This is a genomic window from Streptomyces sp. NPDC057654 (assembly GCF_042800135.1).
GTDB lineage: Bacteria > Actinomycetota > Actinomycetes > Streptomycetales > Streptomycetaceae > Streptomyces.
This window is the reverse complement of the sequence record NZ_JBHVHQ010000836.1, coordinates 1-3,789: the sequence shown is the minus strand read 5'-3', so window position 1 is coordinate 3,789 and position 3,789 is coordinate 1. Positions and strand designations below refer to the sequence as shown.

The 3,789-nt window shown below is 67.9% G+C and carries 3 protein-coding genes; all 3 read left to right on the top strand.

The annotated features are described in order from the left end of the window. Positions 1 to 157 precede the first annotated feature (157 nt). Genes ACFU99_RS36830 through ACFU99_RS36820 form a run of 3 tightly spaced genes read left to right on the top strand, consistent with a single transcriptional unit; the run spans position 158 to position 3,388 of the window. The gene (locus tag ACFU99_RS36830; RefSeq protein WP_384400958.1) at positions 158 to 1,468 is read left to right on the top strand and encodes an extracellular solute-binding protein; all 1,311 of its coding nucleotides are present in this window, start codon (positions 158 to 160) and stop codon (positions 1,466 to 1,468) included. A gap of 5 nt (positions 1,469 to 1,473) precedes the next feature. Continuing rightward, complete coding sequence (locus ACFU99_RS36825) at positions 1,474 to 2,466, top strand: carbohydrate ABC transporter permease (protein ID WP_384400955.1); 993 nt, start codon at positions 1,474 to 1,476, stop codon at positions 2,464 to 2,466. 55 nt (positions 2,467 to 2,521) lie between these two features. After that, positions 2,522 to 3,388, top strand: coding sequence for a carbohydrate ABC transporter permease (locus ACFU99_RS36820; protein WP_384400961.1), 867 nt, complete (start codon positions 2,522 to 2,524; stop codon positions 3,386 to 3,388). Positions 3,389 to 3,789: the final 401 nt, after the last annotated feature.

The window sequence follows — 3,789 nt, the reverse complement described above, 5'->3', positions numbered from 1 at the left end:
GGCCTGTCGTGTTTTCGGGGGTCCGCGGCGCGGGGCGCGCGTCCGGTGATCGAAACCTCTTGCCGGGGTGGGCAACGGCCCTTACTCTCCTCCCAGTTGTGCAAAGCGAAACGGGCGTTGCGTATGGTGCAACGCCCAAGTGGGAGGGGACCCCCCTGTGAAGCTTTCTGCCCGAATTGCCGTACCAGTGGCCGCACTCGCGGTGGCCGGTCTAGCCGTCACGGGGTGTGCGCCGTCCACCTCCGACAACAGCGCCAAGACCGACGAGAAGAGCGGAACCCTGCGCGTCTGGCTCTTCCAGGAGGTCAACAACAAGCCGAAGGAGCAGGTCGTCAGCGCCGCGCTCGCCTCCTTCAAGAAGGACCACCCGGACGTCAAGGCCGACATCACCTACATCCCCGTCGACACCAGGGCGCAGAAGATCAAGGCCGCCTTCAACGACCCGAAGAGCGCCCCCGACGTCATCGAGTACGGCAACACGGACACCGCCGGCTACGTCAAGGACGGCGGACTCGCCGACCTGACCAAGGAGTTCGACGCCTGGTCGGAGGCCAAGGACACCGACCCCGCCGCCAAGCAGTCCGTCACCGTGGGCGGCAAGATCTACGGCGCGCCGCTCTTCGTCGGCGTGCGCGCGCTCTACTACCGCACCGACGTCTTCAAGGACCTCGGCCTCAAGCCGCCGACGACCCTGGACGAGCTGACCGAGACCGCGAAGAAGGTCCACAAGGAGCGGCCCGAACTGTACGGGCTCGCGGTCGGAGGCTCGTACACCTACGGCGCGATGCCCTTCATCTGGGCCAACGGCGGCGACATCGCCACCGGCGGCGGCGACAAGGGCGCGTTCACCGCGGCCATCGACAGCGACGCGTCGAAGCGCGGCATCTCCGCGTACACCGCGCTCTTCGGCGACGACAACTGCCCGGCCGCCAAGTGCGCCCAGATGGGCGGCAACGACACCGTGCAGGCCTTCGCGTCCGGCAAGGCGGCCATGGCCATCGGCGGCGACTTCAACCGGCAGGCGGTGGAGGACGGCGCGGCCAAGGGGAAGTACGGGATCGTGCCGCTGCCCGGCGTCAAGGCCGGCCAGATCGCCCCGGCCTTCGCGGGCGGCAACAACATCGGCATCCTCAAGAGCAGCAAACACCGCACGCTCGCCGTGGACTTGATGAAGGCGCTGGCCGGCAAGGAGTCCCAGAACAAGCTCTTCGACGCGATGGGCTTCCTGCCCACCTACACCGACGTGCGCCAGGACGCCGCCAAGCGCCGCCCGTACGTGGAGCCCTTCGTCAAGACGCTCGCCGCGGGCGCCAAGTTCGTTCCCGCCACGCCCGCTTGGGGAACGATCGACTCTTCGCTGGTCCTGCCGACGATGTTCCAGGAGATCGCGAGCGGCCGTAAGGACGTGGACGCCGCGTCGGCCTCCGCCGCGAAGAAGATGAACTCCGCCTTCACCAGCGCGGGATGATGTCGTTGTCCTCCAACGCCACCGCCCCACCGGCCCCGGCGCGCGGGCAGCGCGGGTCCGCTCCCGCGCCGGTCCGCCCGCGCCGGAGCCCGCGCCTCGGCGCGTCCCGCGGCGGACGCACGCCGTGGCTGTACCTCGCCCCCGCGCTCATCGTCCTGGCCGGACTGCTGATCTACCCGATCTACCAGCTCGGGCTCATCTCCACCCTCCAGTACACCCAGGCGCAGGTCAGCGGCGGCGAGCCGACCTCCTTCCGGGGGCTCGGCAACTACGCCGACCTGTTCTCCGACGGCCAGTTCTGGCGCGTCCTCATCGCCACCCTCGGCTTCGCCGCCGCCTGCGTCGTCTCCACGCTCGCCGTCGGCTGCGCGCTCGCCGTCCTGCTGACGCGCATCCGGGCACTGCCCCGGCTCGCACTGATGCTCGCCGCGCTCGGCGCGTGGGCCACGCCCGCCATCACCGGCTCGACCGTCTGGGTCTTCCTCTTCGACCCCGACTTCGGACCGGTCGACAAGGTCCTGGTCTGGCTGGGGCTCGACGGGTTCGCCGACTACTCGTGGACATACGACCGGTTCAGCGCCTTCGCCCTTGTGCTCTTCGAGGTGGTGTGGTGCTCGTTCCCGTTCGTCATGGTCACCGTTTACGCGGGCATCAAGTCGATTTCCAGCGAGGTGCTGGAGGCGGCCTCGCTCGACGGCGCGTCCAACTGGCGGATCTGGCGCAGCATCATGGCCCCGATGCTGCGGCCGATCCTCGTCGTCGTCACCATTCAGTCGATCATCTGGGACTTCAAGGTATTCACCCAGATCTATGTGATGACGGACGGCGGCGGCATCGCGGGACAGAACCTCGTCCTGAACGTCTACGCCTATCAGAAGGCGTTCGCCTCCTCGCAGTACGGACTCGGGTCGGCGATCGGGGTGGTGATGCTGCTCATCCTGCTGGCGGTCACCCTCGGCTATTTGCGGCTGCTGCGGCGGCAGGGGGAGGAACTGTGAGCGTCACGACGGCACGGGCACGGCAGGGGGCGGAACTGTGAGCGCCACCAGCGCACTGCGACCGCGCGGGCTGCTGCGCGTGCGGCGCCCCTGGCGGCTCGCCGCCGAGGCGACGGCCCTCGTCGTCGCCGTCGTCGTCGCCTTCCCGCTGTACTGGATGGTGATCTCGGCCTTCAAACCGGCGGGCGAGGTGCAGTCCGACCACCCCCGGCCCTGGACCCTGCACCCCTCGCTGGACGCCTTCCGGCGCGTCTTCGACCAGCAGGACTTCGGGCGGTACTTCCTCAACAGCCTGCTGGTCGCGGGTGTCGTGGTGATCGTCTCCGCACTGATCGCGTTCCTGGCGGCCACCGCGGTGACCCGCTTCCAGTTCCGTTTCCGCACCACCCTGCTGATCATGTTCCTGGTCGCGCAGATGGTGCCGGTCGAGGCGCTGACGATCCCGATGTTCTTCCTCATGCGGGACCTCGGCGACACCGTGCCCGGAATCGGGCTCAACACCCTCGGCTCGCTGATGCTGCCGCACATCGCCTTCTCGCTGCCCTTCGCGATCTGGATGCTGCGCGGATTCGTGAAAGCCGTGCCGCCGGCGCTGGAGGAGGCCGCGTACATCGACGGCGCGAGCCGCGGGCGATTCCTGTGGCAGATCCTCTTCCCGCTGGTGTTTCCGGGGCTCGTGGCGACGAGTGTCTTCTCCTTCATTTCCACCTGGAACGACTTCCTCTTCGCCAAGTCCTTCATCATCAGCGCCACCGAGAATTCCACGCTGCCGATGGCGCTGCTGGTGTTCTTCAAGGACGAGGGCAATGACTGGGGCGGCATCATGGCGGCGTCGACCATCATGACCATTCCGGTGCTGATCTTTTTCGTGCTGGTGCAGCGGCGATTGGTGTCGGGGCTCGGAGGGGCGGTCAAGGACTGACGCCTTGGTTAATGACGCCTTGGTGAAGGATGCCTTGGCGAATGGCGCCTCGGTGAATGGCGTCTCGGTGAATGGTGCCTTGGTAAATGATGCCTTTGTGAGTGGGAACTGAAGGAGCCCGAAGGAGCGGCGGGGCGGCGGGCGTTCCCAGGTATTCGAACGGCGGACGCGCGCCGGCGGCGCGCCCGGCGACGTCGACCGAGCGTGCTCGGACGTCCGATCGAGGGGTCGCCCCCGATCGTGTGAGCCGCGCGTAAAGGTCCGCGCCCTCGCCGCCCGCCCCTGGGACGGTAGAGCTCGACACAATGGCGTAAGTCGTACAAGGGGCCCCGAAGGATGGCATTTCGCACGTACTGGGGGACACGTCGCAGACCGCGCCATAAACCGGTCCGCCCCCTGAC